Raw genomic sequence first — 21583 nt, forward strand, 5'->3', positions numbered from 1 at the left:
AGGAACGAGGTTGCGGTGTACGTAGTGATCATGGGTTGCGGACGGGTCGGCTCATCGCTGGCACGCGCCCTGGTCCGGGTCGGCCATGAGGTCACCGTGATCGACCGGGACCACACCGCCTTCCTGCGCCTCGGCGAGGACTTTCCGGGCGAGCGGGTGGTCGGTGTCGGCTTCGACCGGGATGTGCTGACCCGCGCGGGAATCGAGCGGGCCGACGCCTTCGCCGCAGTCTCCTCCGGCGACAACTCCAACATCATCTCCGCGCGGGTGGCCCGGGAAATGTTCGGTGTGCAGCGCGTGGTCGCGCGCATCTACGACGCCAAACGCGCCGCCGTCTACGAGCGCCTCGGCATTCCGACCATCGCCACCGTGCCGTGGACCACCGACCGCTTCCTCACCACGCTGATCGGGGACGGCGGCACCACCACCTGGCGGGATCCGACGGGCACCGTTGCGGTAGCCCAGTTGACACTGCACGAGGAGTGGTACGGACGCACCGTGCGCGATCTGGAGCGCAGCGTGGGCGCAAGGGTCGCCTTCATCATCCGGTTCGGTCAGGGCCTGCTCCCCGAGAGCAAGACCGTGGTCCAGGCCGACGACGTCGTCTATGTCGCAGCCACCTCCGGCTCCGTCGGCGAGGCCGTCGCCTTGGCCGGTAAGCCCCCAGCAAGCGAGGACTGAACATGAAAGTGGCGATCGCCGGAGCCGGCGCCGTCGGCCGATCGATAGCCAGGGAGCTATTGCGCGGCGGCCATCGGGTGATGCTGCTCGAGCGCCAGCTCGACCACATCGACCCCGCCGCCATCCCGGATGCCATCTGGGTCCATGCCGACGCGTGCGAACTCGCACTGCTGGAGAACGCGGGCCTGCAGACCTACGAGGTCGTCATCGCCGCCACCGGTGACGATAAGACAAATCTGGTGCACAGCCTGCTCGCCAAGACCGAATTCGGCGTGCGCCGGGTGGTGGCGCGGGTCAACGACCCACGCAATGAATGGCTCTTCGACGGGTCCTGGGGCGTCGATGTCGCGGTGTCGACGCCACGGCTGCTGGCCTCGCTGGTGGAAGAGGCGGTCTCGGTCGGCGATCTGGTCCGGTTGATGACGCTGCGGCAGGGTCAGGCCAATCTGGTGGAGATCACCCTGCCCAGCGATACCGCCTTGGCGGGCAAGCCGGTCCGCACGCTCACCCTGCCGCGCGATGCCGCCCTTGTGACGATTCTGCGCGGCGGCCGCGTGATCGTGCCACAGCCCGACGACCCCTTCGAGGGCGATGACGAGCTGTTGTTCGTGACCTCCGTGGAGGCCGAGGAAGACCTGCGGGTGGCGCTGGCCACGCACGGTATCAAACCCTGACTCCCCGACAAGGCTGATCTGGATCAGCGCCTGTCCGACCTCAGGATGCGGCCGCGAGCTGCGCGCGCAGCTTGTTCAGCGCGCGATGCTGCATGACCCGAACCACGCCGGGACTGGTGCCGATGGCCTCGGCGGTCTGCGCTGCGGTCCAGCCGAGCACGATCCGCATCACCAGCACCTCGCGGTGTGCGGGGGCCAGGATCTTCATCAATTCCCGGGTGGCCTCGCGCCGTTCGGACGCGATCGCCCACTCCTCCGGGCCCGCGGCGGTCGATGCCGTATCGGGCACCTCGTCGACCGGGTACATCGGGTGCAGCTGCGAACGCCGGAACGCGTCGGCAACCTTATTGGCCGCGATGCCGTAGACGAACGCCAGGAACGACTTGCCCTGATCGCGGTAGCGCGGAATGGCGTTGACGGTGGCCAGCAGGATCTCCTGCACCACATCGTCGGCCGTCACGTGCAGATGTGCGGTATTGCCAAGGCGCGCACCGCAATACCGGCGCACGAGCGGGTGGACCAGCCGGATGATCTCGGTGACCGCCGCACGGTCGCCCGCTGCCGCCGGACCGATCAACTTATCCAGTTCGGCAGATACCCGGCGGCTCTCCGACAATGCCGGGTTGTGGTGGGCCTGGTTTTTCGACAGTGTCGCAATGTTGTGCTCGGTAGCCAACTTCCGAGTCCTTCCTCGCCGATCGTGCTTTTTTGCTTGCACTGATCGTCTGATGAACTCGGTCGCCCAACCAGGCACCCCAGGGTGGGTACTCCCCCACCTCCGGCGGCGATTCGTTAACACCCCAGCGGAATTCGGGGTGGGAATTCCTAGGCCGTTTCGGCGGCCGTATCCCGGCGCACCGGCAGATGTCCGGCCCGGCGCACCGCCCACACGGTGACTGCCAGCGCGACGCCGGTCAGCGGCCAGCCCATCGCGATGCGCGCGAAGGCCAGCCAGCCGGTGCGATCGGTGTCGTAGAGCTGCGACTGCACCAGATAACGCGCGCCGAAAACGATCACCCAGGTGGTAGTCGCCAGGTCGTAGAGGCGCACGACGCGGCGGTCGGACCGCCATTCGGTGCCGTGGCCGTTGAGCACACCCCAGATCACGCCGACCAGCGGCCAGCGCACCAGCATCGACACCAGGAAAACCCCGGCGTAGACCAGGCTGGTGTAGATGCCGAACAGGAAGAAGCCTTTCGCCTCACCCATGCGGTAGGCGATGAACGCGCAGATGCCCACCCCGACGAAGCCCGAGATCGCGGGCTGGATGGGGCTGCGCCGCACCAGCCGCCACACCAGAATCGCGGCAGCCACGCCGAGTGCCGACCAGATCGCCGCGGTGAGCCCGGCAAAGGTGTTCACGGGCACGAAGACCAGCACCGGCAGCGTCGAGTAGATCAGGCCGCTGAAGCCGCCCAACTGCTCCAGGAGGGTTTGTTCGGCCTCTTCGGTTTCGGCGTCTACAGAGCGATCTACGACGTCGGACGGGCCCGCGTCGATCGGCTCACGACCTCGGGTGTGGATCTCCGCGGCGTTCTCGTTGCTCGATGGCATACGTCAGCTGTTCTCACGCAATTCGTAGTAGGGGTTGTAGATCACCTTACGACCATCCCGGTCACCCACACGACCGCGGACAAGGATCTTGCGTCCCGGTTCGATACCGGGAATACGGCGGCGACCGATCCACACCAGACTGATGGCGTCGGTGCCGTCGAAGAATTCTGCCTGAACACTGGCGCCGACGGACTTCGGACACGCCTCGACACTGCGTAGTCGGCCGAGCATGGTCGCCTCCTCACCGCGCTGACAGTCCGAAGCCCGACAGGCACCCGACGCATCGGCCGATTCGGCGAGTTCCTCGGCGTCCAACTGATCGAGATCCTCGGTCAGCCTGCGGCTCAGTCGGCGAAAATAACCTGAGGCGGCGGATGACATTTGACGCTCTCCTGCGTGGAGCAAGACGACGTGGGTCCCACGCCATCATGGTTGTTCCGGTAACGACCGGCTTAAGGCCGTATACCCGCCACTGTAGATGGGCAACCCTCACCCCGCTACGCTCGGACCGGTGTTCGACTCCCCACATTTCGCGCCGGACCGCAGCGGCCGCGCCCCGATCGCTGTGGCGTTGCCGGGAACCGGTTCGGATGCCGACTTCGCCCGCCGCGCCTTCGGAGCGGCTTGTGCGGCACGCGGAATCGAATTCATCGCCGTCGAACCAGACCCGCGCGGAGTGGTTGCCGGGTACCGGGCGGCGCTCGATGGGGCCGCGAGGCGCGGGCCGGTCCTGGCCACCGGGATCTCCCTCGGCGCGGCGGTCGCACTCGAATGGGCGGCTGAACATCCTGGGGCAGCAACCGGCGTAGTGGCGGCGCTACCGGCCTGGACCGGTCCCGATACCGCCGCGTGCCCGGCCGCGCTCAGCGCTGCCGCCACCGCTGCCCAGTTACGTGCGGACGGGCTCGACGCGGTGGTCGAACGCATGCGCGCGAGCAGCCCGCGCTGGCTCGCCGATGCGCTCACCCAGTCCTGGCATTCGCAGTGGCCGCGGCTGCCCGAGGCGCTACAGGAGGCCGCCGACTACAAGTGGCCCGATGCGGAACGACTCGGCACCGTCGAGGTGCCCGTCACCATCGTCACCGCCGTCGACGATCCGGTTCACCCGCTGTCGGTCGCCGAGGAATGGGCCGAGCTGATCCCGCGCGCCGAGCTGATCCGGATCACCCTCGATGAGCTCGGCGCGGATCCCGCGATTCTCGGAAACGCGGGACTCGCGGCGTTCTAGTTGAGCCCGAGCTGCTGCATGGCGGAGCCGTCGGCACCGCGGCGCGGTTCATTCGGCATGCGCCGCGGGACCAGCGGCTGGGGTGTGGGCTGGACCGCGGCCTGCTGTGCGGCCATTGCCTGCTGCTGTGCGTCCACCTGCGCCTGATGCGCGGCGGCCAGCTGCTCGGCCAGCTCCGGTGGCAGCACGACGGCCAGCGGCTCGCGCACCGGCATCGGATCGTCGCCGCGTCGAATCACGGTCTCGGTCAAGATCGCTCGCGCGGCCCGCACCAGCGGCCCACCGTCATCGGCGGCGCCCTCCGGACCCGCGGCCACCAGCCGCACCATCCATCGCGGACCATCCACCCCGATGAAGCGCAGGTCCGCGCCCTCGGTGATGGCGAGCAGTTCCCGGCCCCACGGTCCGGTCTCCACCGCGACCCTGGCGCCGTCCTTGCGTAGCGATTCGGCCAGATCCGCTGCCACCGAACGCCATTGGCCCGCCGACTTGGGCGCGGCATAGGCCGCGACCGTGATCCGACCGTGTTCGGTAGCCAGGTGCACCGCCTGCGGCGTGCCGTCCGGGGTCATCTCGACCTGCAATTGGCCGCCCGGCGGCACCGGCAGGATCACCGAACCCAGATCGAGGCGCTGATCGGACACATTGTCCAGCAGTTCGGCCACCTCGTCGTAGTCGTACGGGCCGGATTTCGGCACATCCACGTCATCGTCATCGTCGTACTCGTGCTCGTCGTACTCGGGTTCGTCGAACTCGGGTTCGTCGTCGTAGTGCGCGGCGACGTAAGCGGCTGGGACGATCGGATTCTCGTCGGTGATCGGATCGATGATGGGGTTCTCGTCGGTGATCGGATCGATGATGGGACTCTCGTCCGTGATCGGCTCATCGTCGTAACCCGCGTCGTCGTAACCCGCGTCGTCGTAACCCGCGTCGTCGTAACCCGCGTCGCCGTAACCCGCGTCGCCGTAACCCGCGTCGCCGTAAGCGGCGTACTCGCCGTATTCGTCGTACCGATCCTCGGCGTATTCCTCACGTCCGCTGGACTTGCGTCTCTTCCCGAACATGCCGGTCATGCCTCCTTGCCGAGAGTGGCCACCTCGGCGGTCGACGCGGCCAGACTGGCGTGGCCACCGCTCGACCCGTAACCGCCCGCTCCCCGCGTGGTGTCGTCGAGTACGTCGACCTCCACGAAATCGACCAGTTCCACCCGCTGCACCAGCAGCTGCGCGATCCGATCGCCGCGACGCAATTCGATCGGGGTGCGCGGATCGTGATTGATCAGGCACACCTTGATTTCGCCCCGATAGCCCGCATCGACGGTGCCCGGCGTATTCACCACGGACAGACCGGTTTTCGCGGCGAGTCCAGACCTGGGATGGATCAGGCCGACCGTGCCGACCGGCAGTGCGACCGCGACACCGGTGCCGACCAGCACGCGCTCCCCCGGTTCGATGATGACGTCCTCTGTGGTGCACAAGTCCACGCCCGCGTCTCCGTGGTGGGCACGCGTTGGCACGGGGATGCCGGGATCAAGCCTCAGCAAAGGTATGGGTGAAAGGGCGCTCACATTGTCCGAGCCTACGCGTACGCCCTCGACCTCGGTGAATTAGTGTTGAGTCGTGTCGGACCAGCCCAACCCAGTGACTATGGACGATCAACAGCGAAGCTTCGAGCCTTACCGCGAGCGCCTGTGGGTGCCGCTGTGGTGGTGGCCGATCGCGTTCGCCGTCGCCGGCTTGCTGGCCGCCGAAATACATATGGGCGCACCTGGTCTGCGCGCCTGGTTGCCCTACGCGTTGCTGTTTCCGGTACCGGTGTGGGTGCTGTTGTGGCTGAGCCGTCATCGGGTGGAGGTCGCCCAGGACGGTTCCGGCGTCCGCGAACTCCGCGCCGATCGCGCGCATTTGCCGGTGAACTTCGTTGCCAGATCGGCCACGGTGGCCCCCACCGCCAAGAGTGCGGCGCTGGGCCGCCAGCTCGACCCCGCCGCCTATGTCCAACATCGGCCATGGGTGGGGCCGATGGTGCTACTTGTACTCGACGACCCGGACGATCCGACGCCGTACTGGTTGATCAGTACGCGACGGCCGGGCCGGGTCTTGGCCGCGCTTGGCATACCTGGCTGAGGCCGGGCGTGCCGAGCGCGGGCTGACCATTGATCTCGGGCTGGAGATCAGATCTCGCGCCGGAAATCAGGCTGCACAGTCCATGCAGATCAGCTGACCGCCACTCTCACTGGCCAGCCTGCTCCGGTGATGGACCAGGAAACAGCTGGAACAGGTGAACTCGTCGGCCTGCTTCGGGATCACCCGAACTGTCAGGACTTCCTCGGACAAGTCCGCGCCGGGAAGCTCGAACGACTCCGCGGTATCGGATTCGTCGATATCCACGACGGCGGACTGTGCCTCGTTGCGACGAGCCTTCAGCTCCTCCAGCGAATCTTCCGACACCTCGTCGGATTCAGTGCGCCTCGGTGCGTCATAGTCGGTTGCCATGTCGTCTTCCCCTCGTCCTTACTCCGTATATCCCGGACCGGGCCACTCACACCGATTCCTCGGAATCGGAATGACCAGCTCCGCCCCGCCGGTGGTGCACGTCACACGTACACCGGTCCCCTATCACTGCGGATCATGCGGACCCACCTTTGATAGCGCTCGGTAAACGCAGGACATGCCCTTCTTGTTCCCGCGACCGACCACCGTTTGGGCTGCGATGTTTCGATCTGGGCCGCCAGACAATAGCGGACGCCACAGCAAAAGTCGCAATCAAAACACAGATGATTCGAAACTGAGCGGTAATCGACACCAACCGTGAACTCGCCGAGACCTTACGCACTGGCGCGGACACATTTTCGTAGAGTATGCACGTGGTTTCACTCATCACCGAAGGCAGCGCAACGGATCGAACGGGTCAACCCTTCCTCCGGCGACGCAACCAGCCATGGTTGATCTTGGTCGGCGTCCTACTCCTGATCTGCACTGTGGTGTGGATCAAGGCCCTGACCACCGAGGACAGCAGCGGAACCGCGATGGCGTGCAATTCGCCGAGCCCGGCCACCGACGCGAAATCGCCTCAACCGGCCCCGATGGGTCAGCGGGTAGGGCAATCGCGGCTGACCGACGTCGAACCGGCGGCGCTGGCCTCGTCGAAGGTCCGCGTGCTGAACGCGAACAATAAGAGCGGTCAGGCCTCGCACATCGCCTCGGCGCTCGGTGATCTGGGCTTCGCGAGCGCGCCGGGACAGCAATTCGGTAACGATCCGGTTTATGTCAACGGCGACCTGAACTGCACCGGCCAGATCCGCTTCGGCGTGAACGGCCGGCCGGCCGCCGCCTCGGTCCAGTTGGTCGCGCCCTGTGCCGAGCTGATCGAGGATCAGCGCAACGACGATACCGTGGACCTGGTGCTCGGTTCGGTATTCGGCGAATCGCTGCGGCCCAGCCCCGATGCCGAGGAAGTGCTGAAATCGCTGAAGAATCCGGCACCGGGCGGATCCACGTCGATCGATCCCAAACTGCTTTCCGCGGCGCGCACGGCACGCTGCTGATCTTTCCTGAACCGACCTAATCGCCCCGGTCTGCCGCTTCGGCAGACCGGGGCGATCCGTTTTCAGGCGTCCGGGATCGCGGTGGTCGCGCCGACACGCTCGAACAGTTCGGTCAATTCGTTCGCGACGCCCGGTGCGGCGGCAACGACCAGTTCACCTGCCGCCCCCGGGCTGGTCGCCGCGGGCAAGCGCAGCGCCGCACCCGCCTCCGCGGCGACCAAAGCACCCGCCGCCCAGTCCCACGCGTTGAGTCCGTGTTCGTAGTACGCGTCGACGCGGCCCTCGGCGACGAAGCACAGATCCAGTGCCGCCGCGCCGAGACGGCGGATATCGCGGATCTCCGGCAGGATCTGCGCGATCAACTCCGCCTGCCTGGCCCTGCGGTGTTTGCCGTACGCGAATCCGGTGGCCACCAAGGCCATCGCCGCCGATCGCACCGGCGTGCAGCGCAGGTGTTCCACGGCGCCGTCACCGGTCACCTTCGTTGCTCCCATCCGCAGTCCGGCGCTGTAGGTGGCCGCTCGCGCGACATCGACCACCGCCCCGGCGAGGGGGCGTCCGTCGCGCATCGCGGCCACCGAAATCGCATAGCCGGGAATGCCGTACAGGAAGTTCACCGTGCCGTCGATCGGGTCCACGACCCAGTGCACGGTGTCCGCGTCACCGTTGGCCAGGCTACCGCCGCCCTCCTCACCGAGGATCGGATCGCCGGGGCGCACTTCGTCGAGCAGGCGGCGGATCAGATCCTCGGTTTCGGTATCGACGATCGTCACCGGATCGGTGGGGTGGCCCTTGGCCTGCACGACCCCGTCGCGCGCACCCTCCGGGCCGAATACCTCGGTCCGGCGCGAGCGCACATGCGCGGCCGCGGTTTCGGCGAGTTGCACCGCGATCCGGCGCAATTCGGCAACATCCTCGGATGGCATCGCGGTCGGGCGGGCGGTAACTGACGCTGTGGTCTCCGGCATGCCCCCATGCCATCACACATCCTCGGCAAACGGGAACCGATGCCCGCCATTACTCTTGTCGTGCACGACACAACGCCGTCGTCGGGCACATCACCGCATGCTCCGCGACCAGCCGGTGGTGCGTTCCTGTGCGGCGACGTGTTCTTCACATCGGCCAGCACAGGGAACGAGGGAACGTCATGTCCGCTCGGGGGCACGCATTCGGTATCGATATCGGTGGCAGCGGCGTCAAGGGCGCCGCAGTGGATCTGGCCACCGGAGCATTGGTCCATGAGCGGATAAAGATCCTGACACCGCATCCCTCGACACCAAAGGCGGTCGCCGACGCGGTCGCCGAATTGGTCGCCCGGGCCGATTGGGACGGCCCGGTCGGCATCACGCTGCCCTCGGTCGTGCTGCAAGGCGTCGCGCAGACGGCCGCCAATATCGACAAGGCGTGGATCGGCACCGACGCACGGGCGCTGTTCTCCGCGGCACTCGACGGCCGCGCGGTCACCGTGCTCAACGACGCCGACGCGGCCGGTCTGGCCGAAGATCGCTTTGGCGCGGCAAAGGAATTCGACGGTCTGGTGGTGCTGCTGACCTTCGGCACCGGCATCGGCTCGGCGCTGCTGTTCCACGGCACGCTGGTGCCCAATACCGAACTCGGCCATCTCGAGATCGGCGGCATGGAGACCGAACACCGCGCCGCCGCCTCGATCAAGGATCGCGACGGCCTGACCTACGAGCAATGGGCCGCTCAGGTCAGCATTGTGCTCGGCGGCCTGGAGAATTTGTTCTGGCCGAAGGTCTTCGTCGCAGGTGGCGGCATCAGCCGCGATGCCGAGCAATGGATTCCATTGCTCACCAACCGAACCCCGGTGATTCCCGCCCGACTGGAGAACACCGCGGGCATCGTGGGTGCGGCCATGGCCATCGATGCCGGCATCGCACCGTAGACGCGCGGAGGGTGCGGCATTAGCCGTTGCCGGGATCGTGCCGTAGGTACCCTGGTTCGATCGTTACAATGGAACGTACTCCGGCCGCGAGCCGGAAACCCCAGACCCGGCGTTCAGCCGGTGAAACCCGACAGACCGCTCCGCCGGAACACCACTCTGGCGTGACGCCGCACGAGACCGTCACGAAAGGGCGTACGTGGTAGCCACGACCCGTCAGACCGCCGAATCGGCCGATGCCGACTCCGCAGATATAACCGAAGCACGGCCGGTCCGCAAGGCTGCCGCGAAGAAGGCCCCGGCCAAGAAGGCCGCCGCCAAGAAGGCTCCGGCCAAGAAGGCCGCCGCCGCGAAGCCGACGAAGGGCCCGGCCAAGAAGGCCGGACCGAAGAAGGCCGGACCCGACGGCGAATCCGGCGGCGACGAGAACCTCGAGTCCGAGGATCTCGACATCGAGGATCTCGGCGATCTCGAGGTCTCCGAGGACGATCTCGCCGACGAGGCGGAGGAACTGGTCGAGGACGTCGCCGAGGAAGTCGAGGAGGGCGAGACCGACGAACCGTCCGCCGCGGACAAGGCCTCCGGTGACTTCGTCTGGGACGAGGAGGAATCCGAGGCGCTGCGCCAGGCCCGCAAGGATGCCGAACTCACCGCATCGGCCGACTCGGTGCGCGCCTACCTCAAGCAGATCGGCAAGGTCGCTCTGCTCAACGCCGAGGAGGAGGTCGAACTCGCCAAGCGGATCGAGGCCGGTCTCTACGCGGCGGAGAAGGTGCGCGACTTCGCGGAACAGGGCGAGAAGCTGCCGGTCGCGATGCGCCGCGACTACACCTGGATCGTGCGCGACGGCAACCGCGCCAAGAACCACCTGTTGGAAGCCAACCTGCGTCTGGTGGTCTCGCTTGCCAAGCGCTACACCGGCCGCGGCATGGCATTCCTGGACCTGATCCAGGAGGGCAACCTCGGTCTGATCCGCGCGGTGGAGAAGTTCGACTACACCAAGGGCTACAAGTTCTCCACGTACGCCACCTGGTGGATCCGGCAGGCCATCACCCGCGCCATGGCCGATCAGGCCCGCACCATCCGCATTCCGGTGCATATGGTCGAGGTCATCAACAAGCTCGGCCGCATCCAGCGCGAGCTGCTCCAGGATCTGGGCCGCGAGCCCACTCCGGAGGAGCTGGCCAAGGAAATGGACATCACGCCGGAGAAGGTCCTCGAGATCCAGCAGTACGCGCGTGAGCCCATCTCGCTGGACCAGACCATCGGCGATGAGGGCGACAGCCAACTCGGCGACTTCATCGAGGACTCCGAGGCCGTCGTCGCGGTGGACGCGGTGAGCTTCACGCTGCTGCAGGATCAGCTGCAGTCGGTGCTGGAGACGCTGTCCGAGCGCGAGGCGGGCGTGGTCCGGCTGCGCTTCGGCCTGACCGACGGCCAGCCGCGCACCCTCGATGAGATCGGCCAGGTCTACGGGGTCACCCGTGAGCGCATCCGCCAGATCGAGTCGAAGACCATGAGCAAGCTGCGCCACCCGAGCCGCTCGCAGGTCCTGCGCGACTACCTCGACTAGTTCGTTCTGCTCGATTTTTCCGAAGCGCCCGCGCCTGACAGCGCGGGCGCTTCGTTTTTCGCAACCGGCCTTCTCGTCGTCCGATCGACCGGCAACTCTGCCCGCATTCGCTCCGCCACGGGCCGCTATTGTCGAATCCGGCTGCACCCATCGGGGTTTCCATCGCATTGAGCCGAATCGCTTCTACAACAGTCACTTTCGGCGTTATGTGGCGCAACCGATCAGCCACAGGGCGGCAACCGAGACAGCGTCCCGCGCGTAACCAATTCAGGTTTCAATCAAACCTGAATGTGACCGAAACCACTTATATTCCGATAGATTTCGGCTCCCATCGGGCACTCGGCTGTCGTATCGTTTGACCCGCTGTTGTTTCAATCGTCGATTTTCGGCAGTGGGGGCGTGCGTGCTCGACATCTACCATTTCAGCTACGGTCTGCTGACCCCGCTGCTGGCCTACACCATGTCGGTCACCGGGTGCCTGCTCGGCTTGCAATGCGCCGCGCGCGCCCGCAGCGGCAAGGATCGAATCGGCTGGCTGCTCAGCGCGGCCGTCGCCATCGGCGGCACCGGCATCTGGGTCATGCATTTCATTGCGATGCTGGGCTTTTCGATCCGCGGCACCGAGATCCGGTACGACATTCCGCTCACTCTGCTCAGTGCGATCACCGCGATAGCCGTGGTCGGCATCGGGCTGTTCATCGTGGTCAAACCCGAACCGTCGCTGCGCGGCCTGCTGGCCGGGGGAACGATCACCGGCCTCGGCGTCGGGGCCATGCATTACATGGGCATGTTTGCGATGAAGTCGAATGCGATGATCAGCTATGACGCGAGGCGAGTCGGGCTGTCGATCGTCATCGCGGTGGTGGCGGCGACGGTTGCGCTCTGGTTCACGTTGCGGGTCAAGGGATTTTTCGCAACCACCGGTGCCGGACTGATCATGGGTGTGGCCGTATGCGGCATGCATTACACCGGGATGTCTGCGATGCATGCGCACACCGGAGAAATGCACAGCCCCGAAGGGACCGGTGCTATGGAGCTGATCGCGCCGATCATCGTCGTGATCAGCGTGGTGACGATGCTGCTGCTCATCAGCGTCAGCCTGACCGAGATCGATCGCAGTGCAGAGCTGCCGCCGCTGCGCACCGCACCGCGTGCCAAAACCGATCCGCTGCCGCCGCTGCCACCGGTGGAACCGCAGATACCGCCGACCGCGCACTGGCCGACGCGGACCGAGGTACCGCGCCACTGAACCCTTCGAAATCGCCTGTGCGACAAGCTTCCGGGCGATCTCAGGGCGATGCGGCTCAGTCCCTGGTCGGCCAGTAGCGCGCCGGGCGCGGTCCACGCGCACCCCGTCATCCTCGACATCGGTGATGCCGATATGCAGCAGCAGCATCATGGTGACCATGCCGACGCCGACCGTCAGCGGAGTCAGCAGTTGGGTCGCGCCCGCGCCCGCGGGTGGGTGCATGTGATGGCCGTTCTGCTCATGCATCGCGAACATACCGGTGCAGTGCATGCCGCAGACCGCGACGCCCATCACCAGCGCCGCACCGATGGTGGCCCGGGTGTCAGGGCGGAAAGACCAGCTCAGTGAGCCAGGACACAGACCGGCCGGGTCTGCGCGCAGAAGCACCTCGGAACCGGCAGACTTGTCCATGTGGTTGCCCCCACTTTGCGCCGAATCCACTCCCCCTGGACGCAGACCGTCGACCTCGGTGACGAGTTGCGCGCGGTCTGGTCGTGGGCACGTCGGCCCCGATTGGTGCGCCGACTACTGCCCGAACTGCGCCAGCACCTGTCCGGCGCACCGGCCAGCACGGCCTACGCGTTCACCCTGTTCGTCACCTGGTGGACGCTGCGCGGGGTCGGTGATTCGGTGGAGCGCAGGCTGATCTTCTCGGCCTCCACCAACCTCTACAACATGCAGCACAACCCGATCCAGGTGCTGGTGGCCTCGGCGTTCTGGACCCAGGGGCAATTTCCGTGGGTCACCATCGCGGAGATTCTGGTGGTCATGGGCTTCGTCGAACGCTGGCTCGGCACCAGTCGCTGGATTCTGCTGTTCGCGACCGGACATATCGGCGCGACGCTGCTCACCGTCACCGCGATCGACCACGCTATCGACCACCACGTCATCCCGGTGCGGGTGCAGTATGCGGCGGATGTCGGCACCAGCTACGGGTTCACCGCGGTTCTGGCCGCCATGGCGTTCCACTTCCGCGGTGTGGTCCGCGCACTGTGGGCGGGTGTCATCGTCGTGTTCCTCGGTTCGGGGCTGCTGATCGGACCGACCTTCACCGACTACGGGCATATGTGCGCGGCTCTGATCGGTTTGGCGGTCGGATTCGTCGCGTCGACCTTCTGGCGGCGCATCGAACGCCTGCGTACCGAACGCGAGTCAACTTCCGCGGCGTCGGCACCAGTGTCGACGAATCCGCTTGCGGCGCCCCGGATTTCCGCGGCTGCCGCCGATACCGGGACGAGTTCCATGGCGGCGCAGCCGCTATCCGGTGCTGACGGCGGGGTTGAAGCGGCGCTGCACCATGCCGATGACCGGTTCGACGACGCGGGCCGCGATCGGGCCGAGCACCGCCATCAGTAGCACATAGGCCGAGGCCAGCGCGGCGAGTTGGACGTCGACCGCGCCCATGCCCACCGCCAAACCCGCGATGACAATGGAGAATTCGCCGTGCGCGACCAGTGCCGCGCCCGCACGCGCCCGGCCCATCCGGCGGATACCCTGCCGACTCGCCGCCCACCAGCCGGTGGCGACCTTGGTGAGCACGGTCACCACCGCGAGCAGGATCGCCCAGCCGAGTACCGGCGGAATGGCCCGCGGATCGGTGCTGAATCCGAAGGCCACGAAAAAGATGGCCGCGAACAGATCCCGGATCGGTTCCAGCAATTTGGTCGCCTCGTGTGCGGTGGACCCGGAGATCGCGATGCCGAGCAGGAATGCGCCGACCGCCGCCGAAACATTCAGCGTCGATGCCAGCCCGGCGACCAGCAGCGCCGCGCCGAGCAGCTTCAGCAGGAATACCTCCCGGTCGGCGCTGTCCACGATTGCCGAGACGTACCGGCCGTAGCGCAGCGCAACGACCAAGACGACAGTGACAGTGGCCAGGGCCAGACCGAGCACCGTCAACCCGCTCAGCAAGCTCGTGCCGGCCAGGATCGCGGTGAGGATCGGCAGATACATCGCCATCGCGAGATCCTCGAAGACCAGGATCGACAGAATCACCGGGGTTTCCCGGTTACCGAGGCGACCGAGGTCGTTCAGTACTTTGGCGACAATGCCCGATGACGAGATATAGGTGACCCCGGCCATGGTGATCGCTCCGGTCATCCCCCAGCCGAGTATCAGGGCGACCACCACGCCGGGCGTCGCGTTCGCGACGAGATCGACCAGGCCTGCGGCCCAGGAGCGGCGCAATCCGGTCACCAATTCTGCCGCGGTGTATTCGAGGCCGAGCAGTAGCAACAGCAGTACGACGCCGATTTCGCCTGCGATATGGCCGAATTCGTTCGCGGCACCCAGTTCTACCAAGCCACCCTGGCCGAAGGCCAGCCCGCCGAGCAGATACAGCGGAATCGGGGACATGCCGAAGCGTGCCGCCACTCTCCCGAGCATGCCGAGGGTGAATAACACCGCCCCGAGCTCGATGAGGGCGAGCGCGGTTTCGTTCACGCTCTCACCCGTGCGTCAGGATCTTCGCGGCCGTGTCCAGACCGTCGGGGGTACCGACGACCACGAGTATGTCATCGGCGGTGAAAGTGAAATCCGGTCCCGGCGAGGGATGCAGCTGCCCCGCGCGCATTACCGCGACGATGGAAGCCTTGGTGCGCGTGCGCATTCCGGTCTCGCCGAGGGTGCGGCCCTCGTATGGCGAATCCTCGGCGATGGGTAGCTGGCGGGTAGTGATCCCAGGTAGGTCGCGGTGATCCTCGCGTAGCTTCGCCACCAGCTGCGGCGAGCCGAGTAGGTTGGCGAGCACCGCGGCCTCGTCGGGAGTCAGCGGTACTTGCGCGGCGCAGGAGTCCGGGTCATCGGGTTTGGAGACGATCAGATCGATGCCGCCGTCGCGGTGATCGACCACACCGATCCGGCGGCCCGACCGCAGCTGGAAGTCTTTGCGTACCCCGATCCCGGGCAGGGCGGTGACATCGACGTTCACACCTCCACCCTAACCGGCGAAAGCGGCTGATCGCCCAACAGGCCCGCGACCGCAGCACGCAACGCCCGCGATCACCTGGGCCCGGGTCATCGAACCGACCCGGGCTCATTCTTTCGGCGGACCCGGGGGCGCGGGGGCATGTGCTGTGATGGGGCGATGCGACGGCAGTGGGATGCTTTGTCGGCGACCGCGCAGGACGCGCTGGTCGCCGCCTTCGCGCTCGTCCTCGGCGCCGCGCTCTATCTCACCGGACTGGCCGAGATGGCCAGTGACCTGAGCCGCCATCCGTCGCTGCCGGTGCGGTTCGGGGTGCTCGCGCTGATCTGTGTGGCGAGCTTCCTGCGGCGGCGCATGCCGATGTCGGCACTCGGTATCGGGCTGATCCCGTTCGCCATCGATTTCGCACTCGGTCCGACGGTGCCGGTCTGGCTTATCTATTCGGATCTGATCTATGCGGGTGTGCTGTATGCCGCGCCCACGCGATCACGCTCGCTGGTCACGATTTGCGGGGTGGCCTCGGCCGTACTGACCGTGCTGGCGCTCGTGCTCGGCGACTGGCGGGTCGCGGTGATCACCATCGCCGCGCTGTTCGCGTTCGTCGCGACGCCGCTGTGGTGGGCGCTGTCGGTGCGCGGGCACAAGGAGATCGCCGAGGCCGAACGCAAACGCGCGCAGGCGATGACACTGGTCGCCGAATTGGATCGGCGCGCCGCCATCGCCGACGAACGCAAGACGATGGCGCGCGATCTGCACGATGTGATCGCCGGACATCTGTCGGCCATCGCCATCCAGTCCGAAGCGGCGCTCGGGGTGCTGGCCCGGCGGGAAACCGATCCCGCTGTGGCCGGGATCATTTCGTCGATCCGGTCCAACAGTGTCAGCGCGCTGCAGGAGATGCGCACCATGATCGGTCTGCTGCGCCGCGACGACGGCGCCGAGGACGATGCGGCCGCGCCGCGCAAACTGGCTCAGCTGCCGATTCTCGTCGATGCGGCCCGCGCCGCCGGAATCACCGTGCGCGTGCGGGATTCGCTGAACGGGACGGCGTTGCCGAGCGCGGTCGACCAGGCGGCCTACCGAATCGTCCAGGAAGCACTGACGAATGCCATGAAACACGCACCGGGTCAGGTGGTCGATATCGATGTGCGCACGGAGGCAACGGATCTGGCCCTTTCGGTGCGCAATCCAACGGTCCCGGTGCGCAATCGACCACCCGACGACGCGCGCCACAGTGGTCTGATGAATATGCGGGAACGAGCCGCGGCGCTCGGCGGCACCTTCACCGCCGGGCCGGGCGCAGGTGGCTGGGAAGTCCTTGCGCGACTGCCGATCTCGACGACGGAGATGTCATGATCCGGGTACTGATCGCCGATGACCACGGCGCGATCCGGGCCGGACTGCGGATGATCCTGGAGACCGCTGGGGGCATCGAAGTCGTCGGTGAGGCCGCCGACGGCGATATCGCGGTGGCACAGGCGAAGGTACTGCGCCCGGATGTGGTGCTGATGGATGTGCGCATGCCGGGCGTCGACGGCATCACCGCAACCGGCCGGATCACCGACGGCGGCCTGGCCAGGGTGCTCATCCTGACGACCTTCGACCTGGACGAGTACGTCTTCCGTACGTTGCGCGCCGGCGCGTCCGGGTTCGTGCTGAAATCCGCTTCGGGACAAGCACTTGTCGATGCGGTGCGCGCGGTGGCCGCCGGTGACGGTGTGCTCGCGCCCGAGGTGACCGCCGCGGTGATCAATGCGTTCGCCTCGACCGATGGCGAGCCGAGCCGGCCCGCGCCGGACGGCCTGGACGAGCTGACCGAACGCGAACGCGAGGTGCTCGACTGTCTCGGCGACGGTCTGTCGAATGCGCAGATCGCCGCGCGGCTGTTCATCGGTGAGACAACAGTCAAAACACATGTCTCGCGCGTGCTCACCAAACTCGGTGTGCGCTCTCGCGTTCAGGCCGCCATCGTGGCGCGCGAGGTCAGGGAGCGGTAGGTCAGGGAGCGGTAGGTCAGGACGCCGGGAAGTTCGGGTCGAGCGCTGCGAAGGTGCCGTCCGCCCCGGGCTGGTACTCGACCACTGCGCTGACCGCGCCCACCGGCAACGGACCGTACAGATGTGGGAACAGCATCGATTCCGGATCGGTGGGCACGCCCGGTTCCCATTTCACCGGCGCGCCGAGGCGGGCCGGATCGATACGCAGTAGCACCATATCCCGCCGTCCGGCGAACAGTCGGTTGGCGGGCAGATGCGCCTGCTGTGGCGTGGAGAGATGGATGAACCCGATCTCCTCGAACGACTCGGGGCGGTACTCGCCGGTTTGCCGGGCGGTCAGCCAATCGGTGAGTGTGCAAATGTGAACGAGCGTGTGAGTGTCATGGATCACGGGTAATCTCCCGGTAGACAACTGGATAGGCCTGTTCGTGATCGTGGTCGAGTGGAGTTCGATACGTAACCGGTGATGTTCGCCAGTAGCGAAATCCCAGGTGGTGTTATCGAAAACACACAGAATCACTTCCGGGAACAAAGCCCCCGTCCCGAACGTCTGACAGAGTAGTCATACCCCTGCTGGGAAGTAGCGGTAGCGAGCCCGCGGAGTGACCACGGGCCCCACACCAGGTGAACGGACTGTAGTGCCGGGAGCCAGGACGGAGGAGTCATGCCAGGAACCCTGACAAGCACCCCACTGACCGCGGTCGATCGTTGCGACCGCTGCGGTGCTGCCGCACGAGTTCGTGCCGTATTGCCCGCAGGTGGCGAGTTGCTCTTCTGCCAGCACCACGCGAATGAACACATGGATCGCTTGCGTGAGCTCGAAGCCGTGATCGACGCGGAATCGGCTCCCACGCTCTGACCAGTCCTCGCGTCCCGACACAACAGCATCGAACAACAGAACATCGCTGATAGACGACAGCGGGCGACCTACAGGTCGCCCGCTGTCGGCGTTTGCGGTCCCACTACTCCGGACAGGATGCCGTCGAGCAGTTTCCCGAGACCGAAGGCGAAGTCGCCCGGCGGGTCCGACGGCGCTTGATAGCGTTCGCCTACCGCCGCACCGACCCGCGAGGCGATCGGGAACTCCTCGACCGACATGACCTCGGTCAGCAGCGGGCCGTGCTGCTCCCACCACTGCGCGTCGGTCAGCTCCGCGGTACTGCGGATTCCGGCGATCGCCATCCGCGCATTGCCGGTCGCGAATTCCGACAGCACCGCGATCACCCGATCCATAGCCAGATCGGATAACCCGACCCCCTCGATCGCAGCCAGCTGCCGTTCGTATCGGCGCATCCGGCCCGGACCGAGCACGAGCCGCCAAGGTGGCACCTCGAGCAGCCACGGATGCGCGATCAGTTCCGCACGGACCTGTTCGGCGATCGCGGACATTCGGTCACGGACCGGGAGATCGGCCGGGATGGGTACATCCTCCAGTGCGACTGTGTCGACCATCAACACGGTCAATGCCTCCTTGCTCGGCACATAGGTATAGAGGCTCATCGGGCGCAGACCGAGGTCGGCGGCGACCGCGCGGATCGACACCTTCTCGTACCCCTTCCGATCGGCGAGGGCGATCGCGGCGACGACGACCTCATCGACACTCACCGTCGGCTTCGGGCCGCGCCCACCGGATCGCGGCGGCACAGCATGTCGCCAGAGCAGGCTCATCAACTGTTTCGCCTGGTCGGTCACGTTGTCCTCTCGGAATTAATTCGGCACGCTGTACGTTGTTATAATACTCCGTACACCATACGACGAACTAGGGGACCGCTCTGCCCAGCACACAGGCCACCTACCTACCCGACCGCCATATGTTCGCGCTGTGGACTTGGAACGGATCCGCGCCCGGCCGCGCACCCGATGGCGATCGGGAAGCGCTCTCCCTAGCAGTGCCGACGGGTCCGGACGGCGCCATCGAGGTCACGGATGTCGATTGCGCACTCGTTGATCCGGACGAGCTGTTGAATCTGGACTTCCGTGACGCGGGCCCGTCCGTACATGCTTGGCGCGCAGTACTGCGGGACGGCTTGGAACCGTGCGATGCGCAGACGGTGCCGCTGCCCGTTGCGGCGCATGCCGTCGCTGACGCGGCCGGAACATCGATCGTGTCCGCCGAGCGTGCGATGCGGGTGTTGCGCGAAACACGGTGCATAGGGGCGGAATTGCGAGCAGGACTGAAAGCGGAGTTGCGGCCGTATCAGCTGCGCGGGGCGGGTTGGTTGCACGAGACGATCGCTGCGCACGGCGGGGCGGTCTTGGCCGATGAGATGGGGCTCGGGAAAACGGTGCAGACCATCGGGTTCCTGCTCGGGCGCGCCGAGAGCGGAGCGCAGCTCGTGGTTTGTCCGACGTCGTTGGTCGGGAACTGGGCACATGAGATCACGCGGTTCGCGCCGGGGCTGCGGGCGGTGGCGTGGCGTGGGGGTCAGATCGCGGATGAGGCCGGGACCATTGTGGTGACGGGGTATCCGATACTGCGGTTGTACGGTGGTGCGTTGACCGATCGGTCCTGGGCGACAGTAGTTTTCGATGAGGCGCAGGCGTTGAAGAATCCGCGCACCCAGGTGTCCAAGGCGGCGCGGGCATTGACGGCTGAGGCGAAGGTCGCGCTGACGGGCACGCCGGTGGAGAACCATCTCGAGGAGCTGTGGGCGCTGCTGAATCTGGTGGCGCCGCGGCTGTTCGGGCATCGCGCCCAGTTCCGCCGTCGATTCGTCCGGCCGATCCACGATGGTTCGGCGGCCGCGGCGGGCCGACTGCGGGATGCGCTCGAACCGGTGCTGTTGGCCCGCAAGAAGGCTCAGGTCGCCGCATCGCTGCCCGCGAAGATCCACAGCGATCTGCTCTGCGATCTGACCACCGAACAAGAACGGCTCTACGACCAACTGCTCGACAAGGCGATCGATGACGGCTTCGGCCACGGCGCGCGACGGCAGAGCCGAGTGCTCGCGGCGCTCACCGCTCTCCGGCAGGTCTGCAACCATCCGGGACTGATCACCGGTGAGCTCGGTGAATTGGCGGGCCGGTCCGGAAAGCTGGATCTGTGCGCCGATATCGTGGCCAACAATCTCGAAACCGGCGACCCGACACTGATATTCACCCAGTATCGCGCCACCGGCGACCTGCTGGTCCGCCACCTGCACGAGCAATTCGGGGTGCGGGCGCCGTTCTTCCACGGCGGACTGAATCAGGCCGAGCGGGCCGAGATCGTTTCGGGCTTCCAGGCCGAAGACGGTGCGCCCGTGTTGATCCTGAGTCTGCGCGCCGCGGGCACCGGTCTCACCCTGACGCGTGCCGCCGATGTCATCCATTTCGACCGCTGGTGGAATCCGGCCGTCGAAGCCCAGGCCTCCGACCGGGTGCATCGCATCGGCCAGACTCGCACTGTCACCATTACCACCCTGACCTCGGGCACCACCGTCGAGGAACACATCGCGGGCATGCACGACCGCAAATCCGCCCTCGCGGACCTCAACGATTCCGCTGGGATCGCCGCGCTGGCCCGCCTCGACGACGACCGGCTCATCGAAATCCTGCGCCGCAAGAGGGAGAACTGATGGCGGACAACGAATTCGGATACACGGCATGGGGCATGGACTGGGTCCGGCTCGCCGAACCACTGCGCCAGACCCGACCCGACTCGCTGCTCCCCCGCGCCCGCAGCATTGCCCGCAACAGTGGTATCCAAACGACCATCGAAGGGCGCATCGTGCGCGCCGCCATCCACCGCGGTGGGCAGGCCTCGGTAACCCACCTCGAAGTCGCGCCACTTTCCCGTTCGGCCATCACCGCGATCGCCGAAATCATTCCGGATACAACAGTTCTCACCGACGAGATGCACCGAGCGCTGGTCGACGCCTGCATCAGCCCGGCACCTGACCCGGCCGGGACGGACTGCTCCTGTTCGGCTCGCACCGCCCGCTGCTTGCACGTCCTCGCGGTGTTCTACGACATGGCCCGCCGCGTGGACGAGAACCCCCGCCTGGCGCTGGAGATCCAGGGCTACTTCCAAGCGGCACCGCAGGATTCGACAGTACCGATCGAGTCTTCCCGCTGGACCCCGATCAATGCACTCGATCCTGCGGACTACTTCGAGGCCGCAATAGCGGTGCACTGAAAGGATTCACTCGGGGCGGCGGGCACGGAAGCGGAAACCGCGCTCGCCGGTTTCGATCTCGACATCGGTGACGCCGGCGCGGGTGAGCCGCGGCGGCGTGCTCCGGCGGTACCGGCAGGTAGGTCGCCCACATC

At 66.4% G+C, this 21583-nt stretch carries 26 protein-coding genes; 15 read left to right on the plus strand and 11 right to left on the minus strand.

The genetic code is table 11. The features are described from left to right. The first annotated feature begins 15 nt into the window (after positions 1-15). Positions 16-681, plus strand: a complete 666-nt coding sequence (locus ACQPXH_RS19500; protein WP_433597974.1) for a potassium channel family protein — start codon at positions 16-18, stop codon at positions 679-681. Positions 682-683: 2 nt separating this feature from the next. After that, a complete protein-coding gene (locus ACQPXH_RS19505) occupies positions 684-1355 on the plus strand; it encodes a potassium channel family protein (RefSeq protein ID WP_433597975.1) in 672 nt (223 codons plus the stop codon). A gap of 40 nt (positions 1356-1395) precedes the next feature. Here ACQPXH_RS19505 and ACQPXH_RS19510 read toward each other — a convergent pair whose 3' ends face one another. The 3 genes from ACQPXH_RS19510 to ACQPXH_RS19520 form a co-directional block, all read right to left on the minus strand. Continuing rightward, a complete protein-coding gene (locus tag ACQPXH_RS19510; RefSeq protein WP_084508808.1) occupies positions 1396-2031 on the minus strand; it encodes a sigma-70 family RNA polymerase sigma factor in 636 nt (211 codons plus the stop codon). 149 nt (positions 2032-2180) lie between these two features. Next, entirely contained in the window at positions 2181-2909 is a 729-nt protein-coding gene (locus ACQPXH_RS19515; protein ID WP_433597976.1) for a DUF3159 domain-containing protein, read from the minus strand. A gap of 3 nt (positions 2910-2912) precedes the next feature. Further along, the gene (locus tag ACQPXH_RS19520; RefSeq protein ID WP_433597977.1) at positions 2913-3290 is read right to left on the minus strand and encodes an OB-fold nucleic acid binding domain-containing protein; all 378 of its coding nucleotides are present in this window, start codon (positions 3288-3290) and stop codon (positions 2913-2915) included. Positions 3291-3420: 130 nt separating this feature from the next. Here ACQPXH_RS19520 and ACQPXH_RS19525 point away from each other — a divergent pair, with 130 nt between their 5' ends. Continuing rightward, complete coding sequence (locus ACQPXH_RS19525; RefSeq protein WP_433597978.1) at positions 3421-4137, plus strand: alpha/beta hydrolase; 717 nt, start codon at positions 3421-3423, stop codon at positions 4135-4137. Here ACQPXH_RS19525 and ACQPXH_RS19530 read toward each other — a convergent pair. Both ACQPXH_RS19530 and dut read right to left on the minus strand, forming a co-directional pair. Next, positions 4134-4937: a DUF3710 domain-containing protein gene (locus ACQPXH_RS19530; protein WP_433603510.1), complete on the minus strand. Its 804-nt coding sequence runs from the start codon at positions 4935-4937 to the stop codon at positions 4134-4136. The genes ACQPXH_RS19525 and ACQPXH_RS19530 overlap by 4 nt on opposite strands. Before the next feature lie 269 nt (positions 4938-5206). After that, positions 5207-5704, minus strand: a complete 498-nt coding sequence (gene dut / locus ACQPXH_RS19535) for a dUTP diphosphatase (protein ID WP_433597979.1) — start codon at positions 5702-5704, stop codon at positions 5207-5209. A 79-nt stretch (positions 5705-5783) separates the two neighbouring features. On the opposite strand from dut, the gene ACQPXH_RS19540 reads away from it, so the two are divergent. Beyond that, a complete protein-coding gene (locus ACQPXH_RS19540) occupies positions 5784-6263 on the plus strand; it encodes a DUF3093 domain-containing protein (protein WP_433597980.1) in 480 nt (159 codons plus the stop codon). A 66-nt stretch (positions 6264-6329) separates the two neighbouring features. Here ACQPXH_RS19540 and ACQPXH_RS19545 read toward each other — a convergent pair whose 3' ends face one another. Next, positions 6330-6632, minus strand: coding sequence for a DUF4193 domain-containing protein (locus ACQPXH_RS19545; protein ID WP_040692543.1), 303 nt, complete (start codon positions 6630-6632; stop codon positions 6330-6332). Positions 6633-7003: 371 nt separating this feature from the next. Between ACQPXH_RS19545 and cei the strand changes: the two genes are divergently transcribed. Next, on the plus strand, positions 7004-7684 hold the full coding sequence (cei, locus tag ACQPXH_RS19550) for an envelope integrity protein Cei (RefSeq protein WP_040692557.1): 681 nt from the start codon (positions 7004-7006) through the stop codon (positions 7682-7684). A 62-nt stretch (positions 7685-7746) separates the two neighbouring features. On the opposite strand, the gene ACQPXH_RS19555 is transcribed toward cei, so the two are convergent. Then, the gene (locus tag ACQPXH_RS19555; RefSeq protein ID WP_433597981.1) at positions 7747-8652 is read right to left on the minus strand and encodes an inositol monophosphatase family protein; all 906 of its coding nucleotides are present in this window, start codon (positions 8650-8652) and stop codon (positions 7747-7749) included. Between the two features lie 179 nt (positions 8653-8831). On the opposite strand from ACQPXH_RS19555, the gene ppgK reads away from it, so the two are divergent. From ppgK to ACQPXH_RS19580, 5 genes are all read left to right on the plus strand, one after another. Then, complete coding sequence (gene ppgK / locus ACQPXH_RS19560; RefSeq protein WP_433597982.1) at positions 8832-9590, plus strand: polyphosphate--glucose phosphotransferase; 759 nt, start codon at positions 8832-8834, stop codon at positions 9588-9590. Between the two features lie 196 nt (positions 9591-9786). Then, the gene (locus tag ACQPXH_RS19565; RefSeq protein WP_433597983.1) at positions 9787-11160 is read left to right on the plus strand and encodes an RNA polymerase sigma factor; all 1374 of its coding nucleotides are present in this window, start codon (positions 9787-9789) and stop codon (positions 11158-11160) included. 403 nt (positions 11161-11563) lie between these two features. Continuing rightward, entirely contained in the window at positions 11564-12409 is an 846-nt protein-coding gene (locus ACQPXH_RS19570; RefSeq protein WP_433597984.1) for an MHYT domain-containing protein, read from the plus strand. 48 nt (positions 12410-12457) lie between these two features. After that, positions 12458-12757, plus strand: coding sequence for a hypothetical protein (locus ACQPXH_RS19575; protein WP_433597985.1), 300 nt, complete (start codon positions 12458-12460; stop codon positions 12755-12757). A 63-nt stretch (positions 12758-12820) separates the two neighbouring features. Continuing rightward, positions 12821-13765 (plus strand): rhomboid-like protein, encoded by a 945-nt coding sequence (locus ACQPXH_RS19580; RefSeq protein WP_433597986.1) that lies wholly within the window; start codon positions 12821-12823, stop codon positions 13763-13765. Here the strand turns inward: ACQPXH_RS19580 and ACQPXH_RS19585 are convergent. Both ACQPXH_RS19585 and ACQPXH_RS19590 read right to left on the minus strand, forming a co-directional pair. Then, entirely contained in the window at positions 13667-14851 is a 1185-nt protein-coding gene (locus tag ACQPXH_RS19585; RefSeq protein WP_433597987.1) for a cation:proton antiporter, read from the minus strand. The two genes, ACQPXH_RS19580 and ACQPXH_RS19585, sit on opposite strands and share 99 nt — an antisense overlap. Before the next feature lie 4 nt (positions 14852-14855). Continuing rightward, positions 14856-15338 carry a cation:proton antiporter regulatory subunit gene (locus ACQPXH_RS19590; protein WP_387284840.1) on the minus strand — a complete coding sequence of 161 codons (483 nt, stop codon included), beginning with the start codon at positions 15336-15338 and terminating at the stop codon, positions 14856-14858. Positions 15339-15494: 156 nt separating this feature from the next. On the opposite strand from ACQPXH_RS19590, the gene ACQPXH_RS19595 reads away from it, so the two are divergent. After that, entirely contained in the window at positions 15495-16691 is a 1197-nt protein-coding gene (locus ACQPXH_RS19595) for a sensor histidine kinase (RefSeq protein WP_433597988.1), read from the plus strand. Next, entirely contained in the window at positions 16688-17332 is a 645-nt protein-coding gene (locus tag ACQPXH_RS19600; RefSeq protein WP_433597989.1) for a response regulator, read from the plus strand. The genes ACQPXH_RS19595 and ACQPXH_RS19600 overlap by 4 nt, the downstream gene beginning before the upstream one ends. A gap of 16 nt (positions 17333-17348) precedes the next feature. On the opposite strand, the gene ACQPXH_RS19605 is transcribed toward ACQPXH_RS19600, so the two are convergent. Further along, positions 17349-17723, minus strand: a complete 375-nt coding sequence (locus ACQPXH_RS19605; RefSeq protein ID WP_433597990.1) for a DUF952 domain-containing protein — start codon at positions 17721-17723, stop codon at positions 17349-17351. Positions 17724-17996: 273 nt separating this feature from the next. Between ACQPXH_RS19605 and ACQPXH_RS19610 the strand changes: the two genes are divergently transcribed. Beyond that, positions 17997-18191: a DUF7455 domain-containing protein gene (locus tag ACQPXH_RS19610; protein ID WP_433597991.1), complete on the plus strand. Its 195-nt coding sequence runs from the start codon at positions 17997-17999 to the stop codon at positions 18189-18191. A gap of 68 nt (positions 18192-18259) precedes the next feature. Here ACQPXH_RS19610 and ACQPXH_RS19615 read toward each other — a convergent pair whose 3' ends face one another. Next, positions 18260-19000, minus strand: a complete 741-nt coding sequence (locus ACQPXH_RS19615) for a TetR/AcrR family transcriptional regulator (protein ID WP_433603511.1) — start codon at positions 18998-19000, stop codon at positions 18260-18262. A gap of 143 nt (positions 19001-19143) precedes the next feature. On the opposite strand from ACQPXH_RS19615, the gene ACQPXH_RS19620 reads away from it, so the two are divergent. Both ACQPXH_RS19620 and ACQPXH_RS19625 read left to right on the plus strand, forming a co-directional pair. Next, positions 19144-20889 (plus strand): DEAD/DEAH box helicase, encoded by a 1746-nt coding sequence (locus ACQPXH_RS19620; RefSeq protein WP_433597992.1) that lies wholly within the window; start codon positions 19144-19146, stop codon positions 20887-20889. Beyond that, positions 20889-21449, plus strand: coding sequence for a hypothetical protein (locus ACQPXH_RS19625; RefSeq protein ID WP_433597993.1), 561 nt, complete (start codon positions 20889-20891; stop codon positions 21447-21449). Before ACQPXH_RS19620 ends, ACQPXH_RS19625 begins: the two co-directional genes overlap by 1 nt. Positions 21450-21583: the final 134 nt, after the last annotated feature.

The organism is Nocardia sp. CA-135953 (assembly GCF_050955735.1).
In the GTDB taxonomy this organism is placed as follows: domain Bacteria; phylum Actinomycetota; class Actinomycetes; order Mycobacteriales; family Mycobacteriaceae; genus Nocardia.